This window comes from Saccharomonospora iraqiensis subsp. paurometabolica YIM 90007 (genome assembly GCF_000231035.2).
GTDB lineage: Bacteria > Actinomycetota > Actinomycetes > Mycobacteriales > Pseudonocardiaceae > Saccharomonospora > Saccharomonospora paurometabolica.
In genome coordinates this window covers 6,771-11,765 of record NZ_KI912238.1, presented here as the reverse complement: position 1 = coordinate 11,765, position 4,995 = coordinate 6,771, and the positions used below count along the sequence as shown (strand labels likewise).

The 4,995-nt window shown below is 73.0% G+C and carries 6 protein-coding genes; 3 read left to right on the top strand and 3 right to left on the bottom strand.

Annotated elements, in window-relative coordinates:
* Positions 1-64: 64 nt before the first annotated feature.
* Positions 65-1,246 (bottom strand): saccharopine dehydrogenase family protein, encoded by a 1,182-nt coding sequence (locus SACPADRAFT_RS0212150; protein ID WP_007026477.1) that lies wholly within the window; start codon positions 1,244-1,246, stop codon positions 65-67.
* 76 nt (positions 1,247-1,322) lie between these two features.
* Complete coding sequence (locus tag SACPADRAFT_RS0212145) at positions 1,323-2,339, bottom strand: sodium:calcium antiporter (RefSeq protein ID WP_007026476.1); 1,017 nt, start codon at positions 2,337-2,339, stop codon at positions 1,323-1,325.
* A 74-nt stretch (positions 2,340-2,413) separates the two neighbouring features.
* Here SACPADRAFT_RS0212145 and SACPADRAFT_RS32800 point away from each other — a divergent pair, with 74 nt between their 5' ends.
* From SACPADRAFT_RS32800 to SACPADRAFT_RS0212130, 3 genes are all read left to right on the top strand, one after another.
* Entirely contained in the window at positions 2,414-2,590 is a 177-nt protein-coding gene (locus tag SACPADRAFT_RS32800) for a hypothetical protein (protein ID WP_007026475.1), read from the top strand.
* A 107-nt stretch (positions 2,591-2,697) separates the two neighbouring features.
* Positions 2,698-2,994, top strand: a complete 297-nt coding sequence (locus SACPADRAFT_RS0212135) for a WhiB family transcriptional regulator (protein WP_007026474.1) — start codon at positions 2,698-2,700, stop codon at positions 2,992-2,994.
* 102 nt (positions 2,995-3,096) lie between these two features.
* Complete coding sequence (locus SACPADRAFT_RS0212130; RefSeq protein WP_007026473.1) at positions 3,097-4,083, top strand: TIGR03557 family F420-dependent LLM class oxidoreductase; 987 nt, start codon at positions 3,097-3,099, stop codon at positions 4,081-4,083.
* Between the two features lie 27 nt (positions 4,084-4,110).
* On the opposite strand, the gene shbA is transcribed toward SACPADRAFT_RS0212130, so the two are convergent.
* On the bottom strand, positions 4,111-4,737 hold the full coding sequence (shbA, locus tag SACPADRAFT_RS0212125; RefSeq protein ID WP_007026472.1) for an RNA polymerase sigma factor ShbA: 627 nt from the start codon (positions 4,735-4,737) through the stop codon (positions 4,111-4,113).
* Positions 4,738-4,995 lie beyond the last annotated feature (258 nt).

The following is a 4,995-nucleotide window of genomic DNA, read 5'->3' as shown; positions in this document are numbered from 1 at the left end:
GCCGCGGCCCGGACCGTGCGGCGGCCCGGAGATCAGCCGCCGGGCGTCGCAGCGGCCCGGCGGTTCAGCCGCGCTCCACGACCCGGATGGTCAACCCGGCCCGGGACAGGCGGGTGAGCAGGGCGTCCCCCATCGCCGCCGCCGTGGTCACCTGACCGCTGGTCTCGGGCAGGTCGTCGAAGGCCAGACTCAGGGCCGACTCGGCGAGCATCTTTGACGTCTCGTCGTATCCCGGGTCCCCGCCCGCGAACTCGGTGACCACCCGTTCGCCGCCGCCCTCGCCGACGAAGCGCACGTGGAACCACGACTTGAGCCGCCGCTGCTCGCTCGGGCCCGCACCGGGCTTGCGCACGTTCGCCAGCGCCCGGCGCGCGGGCGGGATACGGGAGGCGAGACCGAGCACCCCGAGACCGAGCGCGCCCAGCAGCACGGTGGGCAGCCGCTTGACCGCCGCGTAGTGCCGGTAGGTGAACTCGGGGCCGTACCGCGGCAGGGCCGCCGCCGAGCGGCCGACGATCTGCGGGTCGAGAGTCGGGATCGGGACCAGCCACCGGCCCGTCCCGGTGTCCCGCCTCGGCGGCCCGGAGGGGAGGTGGACCCGCCGGTTCTCCGGGCGCGGCTCCGCCCGGCGTCGTTCCCGTGCCGTGCGGGCCATCTCCTTCGCCCGGGAGAACACCGTCAGGGCCGAGGAGTAGGTGCCCCCGGAGAACTCGGCCTTGGCCCGCACCTGGCCCTGCACGGTCAGTGGGGTGTTCTCCGGCAGGTGCCCGACCGTGAAGTACACGCCCAGGTCGTAGGGGATCGAGTCGAATCCGCAGGCGTGCACCAGCCGGGCGCCGGTGCGCCGCGCGGTGGCGTGGTGGGCCAGGTACATGCGGTCGACGAACTCCGGCTCCCCGGTGAGGTCGACGTAGTCGGTGCCCTCGGCCGCGCACGCCGCGACCAGCGGCTCCCCGTGGTGCAGGTACGGGCCGACGGTGGTGATCACTACCCGGGTCGAGGCGGCGACCGCGCGCAGCGAGCCCTCGTCGGTCGCGTCCGCGTGCAACAGCGGGAGGTCGGCGCAGGACGGGTCGATCGCGGCGAGCCGGTCCCGCAGTCGTTCGAGCTTGTCCCGGTTGCGCCCGGCCAGTGCCCACCGGCACCCTTCGGGGGCGTGCCGGGCGAGGTACTCCGCGGTCAGCCCCCCGGTGAAGCCGGTACCTCCGAAGAGGACGAGGTCGTGTTCGCGGGCTCGTTCGGCCATGGCTTGCCTCCCTGGACGGTGCGTGTCCGAGGTGTAACACACCGGCGGCCGGTGCGGCCGCGCGAGGTGACGTGGCTCAACCGGTGGACACGATCACCAGCCCCCCGAGGTAGATCCCCAGCACCGCGAATCCCTCGAATCCGATGCCCTCCCGCTGCCGCCGGACCAGCCCCGCGGCGATCACGCCGATCAGCAGCATCGTCCACGCCAGCACGAACAGGTCCGTCGACGTGATCGCGTGGTAGATCGAGCCCTGCCGGTAGGCGACGTCGGCGCCGGCGATGAACAGCAGGTCGAACGTGTTCCCGCCGACGATGCCGGCCACCGCGAGGGTGAGCGCCCCCGCCCGCACCGCCGCCACGGTGGTGACCAGTTCCGGCAGCGAGGTCGCCACGCTGGTCAGGAACGTGCCGACCGTGGTGCCGGTCAGCGCGCTCTGTTCGGCGATGGACACTCCGGCGCGCCCGATGCCGAACCCGGCGAGCAACACCGCCGCGGTCAGCACGACGAACCCGCCCCACAACCGTCGGGTCGGCTCGGTGCCGTCGTCGGACTCCGGAACGTCGGTGCGGGTGGCGGCGGTCCTCGTGGGTTTCCACATCGGGTCCCGGCCGACCTTGCGGCTGAGTAGGAGGCCGTATCCGTAGCTGAGCAGCAGCAGCGCCGTGGCCGGGTGGATCCCGGCGAGCGTGACGGGCGGCGAGGTGGCGCCGAGCAGCACGATCGACAGCATCACCACCATCAGCAGACTGCTGAAGATGTTGGTCAGTGACGCGGCGGCGTGTTCCAGATTGATCCGGCGGTAGGCCAGGTCGGCGACGACGATGAACGCGGTCTGCGCCGCGATCCCGCCCGCGGAGTTGCTCACCGCGAGGCTGGGCTCACCGGAGAGCGCGGCGACGATGCTGACCACCAGACCCGCCAGGGAGGTCGCTCCGGCGAGCAGCACCATCCCGGCGATCGCCTCACCCAGTCCGGTGCGATCGGCCAGTCGGTCGACGACCCGGGCGAGCCGCACTCCGGCGAACCCGATCACTGTGGCCGAGACCACGAAGACCGGAATCGCGACGGGCAGCCCCCAGACGGCATTCATCCAGCTCACAGTGGGCGCGGTGTACCCCGCGCCGGCCGGATTGGAAACCGGGGCGCCGGGGTACCTGCCCGATCATGACGGAGAACCACGACCTGGCCCCCGAGGCGGATGTCGAGGAGCAGCAGCAGCCGGTGTTCGGTGAGGACGCCCCGGCCCCGGTCGGCGCGCCGCTGGACGCCGACCCCGCGGACGTGGCCGAGCAGGCCGCGCCGGTGCCGGTCGACGAGGACGACGAGCGTCCGAGCGGCTGAGCCCGGCACCGGGTGTGAGTTCTCCGGCACCGGGGTACACGCACCGCACTGACCCGGTTCCACGGACACGGTCCGACCGACGCGGTTCACGAGCACGGAGGTGACCAATGGCCGACACGTCCCGCCTGCCCACTCCTGTCGCCGAGGTGTGGGAATGGCAGCGGCACGGCAACTGCCGCAATCTCGACAGCTCCGTGTTCTTCCATCCTGATGGAGAACGCGGATTCGCGCGCGCCGACAGGGTGGCCCGCGCCAAGGAGATCTGCCGGACGTGCCCGGTGATCGTCCAATGTCGACACCACGCCCTCACGGTGCAGGAGCCGTTCGGGGTGTGGGGTGGCCTCGACGAGACCGAGCGCCGCGAGGCCATCGCGCGGCGCAAGAAGCTGCAGCCGACGGGCTGATCCGGACCGGGGCGAGGGCACGGCACGCGGCTTTCGCCCGCACCCCACGGCCCGTCCGGACGGGTCGTGGGGACCGAGGCCGCATCGTCGAAGGGAGCGCCCATGCGGTTCGGGTACACACTGCTCACCGAACAGGCCGGACCCGGCCCGCTCGTCGGCCATGCTGCCGGCGCGGAACGCGCGGGTTTCGATTTCGCGGTGCTGAGCGACCACCATTCGCCCTGGTTGGACAGTCAGGGACACGCCCCGTACGCGTGGAGCGTGCTGGGGGCCGTCACCCAGGCCACCGAGCGCCTGGAGCTGATGACGTACGTGACGTGTCCGACGATGCGGTACCACCCGGCCGTCGTCGCGCAGAAGGCCGCGACGATCCAGGAACTGTCCGGTGGCCGGTTCCTCCTCGGACTCGGTGCGGGGGAGAATCTCAACGAGCACGTGGTCGGGCGCGGCTGGCCGCCGGTGAACGTGCGGCACGAGATGCTCTCCGAGGCGCTGGAGATCATCGGTGACCTCTTCGACGGCGGCTACACCAACTTCGTCGGACACCACTTCCGGGTGGACTCGGCGAAGCTCTGGGACCTGCCCGAGTGGCGGGTCCCGATCGGCGTCGCGGTCTCCGGTGCCCAGTCGGTGCGGCGGTTCGCGCCGGTCTCGGACGCGATGATCGCGGTGGATCCCGAGGCGGAACTCTGCCGGGGATGGGACGCGGCCCGGTCCGCCCTGCGGCAGGAGACCTCCCGCAAGATCGGGCAGATCCCGGTGTCCTGGGACGCCGACGAGCAGGCCGCGGTGCGCCGGGCGCGCGACCAGTTCCGCTGGTTCGCGGGCGGCTGGAAGGTCAACGCGGAGCTGCCCGGTACGGCCGCGTTCGACGCGGCGACCCGGTTCGTGACCGAGGAGGACGTGGCCGCGGCGATCCCGTGCGGGGCGAGCACCGAGCGGGTCGTGACCTCCGCACGGGCGTTCCTCGACGCGGGGTTCACCGACCTCGCCCTGGTGCAGGTGGGCGGCGACCGGCAGGAACCGTTCCTGGAGGCCGCCGAGCGGGAGATCCTGCCCGCGCTGCGGGAGGCGGCCGGGCGGAGCTGACCCGGCGGGTGCCGACGGTCGAGGCGGTCACAGCTCGCCGACGCCGACCCACCCGCGCAGTCGGCACAGCGCGCGGTGCTGGAGCGTGCGCACGTTCGCGGGGGACAGACCGACGGCCAGGGCGGTCTCGCCCGCCGACAGGCCCACCACGACACGCAGGACGAGTATCTCGCGTTGCACGGTGGGCAGCCGGTCGAGCAGGTCGTCGAGTCGACGGCTGCGCTCGGCCTCCAGCGCCCGGCGTTCGGGTTCGGCGCCGGTGTCGGTGCGTTCGGGGACCTCGGCGGTCGGTCGGGCGCGCTCGCGGGACACCGAGCGGAAGGCGTCCGCCACCTTGTTCGCCGCGATCGCGCGGAGCAGGAACAGGAACGACCCGCCCCGGTCGCGGTAGGCGGGCAGCGCCTGCAGCACGGCCACGCAGATCTCCTGGGCGACGTCCTCGGCGCAGACGGGGCCGTAGTCGCGGCGACCGAGGCGTGCGCGGCAGTACCGCACCGTCATCGGCGCGATCATCGTGGTGAGGGCCCGTACCGCCTCCGGATCGCCCGCCGCGGCCTCGGCCACCACCGGATCGATCGCGGTGGGAGTCAGCCTCCCGTCCGCCTGCGGGGCCGGATTTCGGGTCGGCGCGGACACGACCGCGGAGTTCTCCATCGTCGGCTCCGGACAAGGAGAGGATGGTGCCCGCACGGCCGCCGGCGGCCGCCGGACGGAACGGCACCACGCTGGTGGACTCCCGCGCGGCGCGGCCGAACCCGTGGGCCGGCACGGTCGGGCGGCCGGTGCGGTGGCGTGGTGCGCGGCACCGGGTCGGTGCCGCTGTGCGCCAGGGTAGGGCGTGACCCACCGGTAGGCCACAACCCACGGCTCCAGAGCCGGGAGAACGCACGCCCCGGGAGAATCCACGCCTTC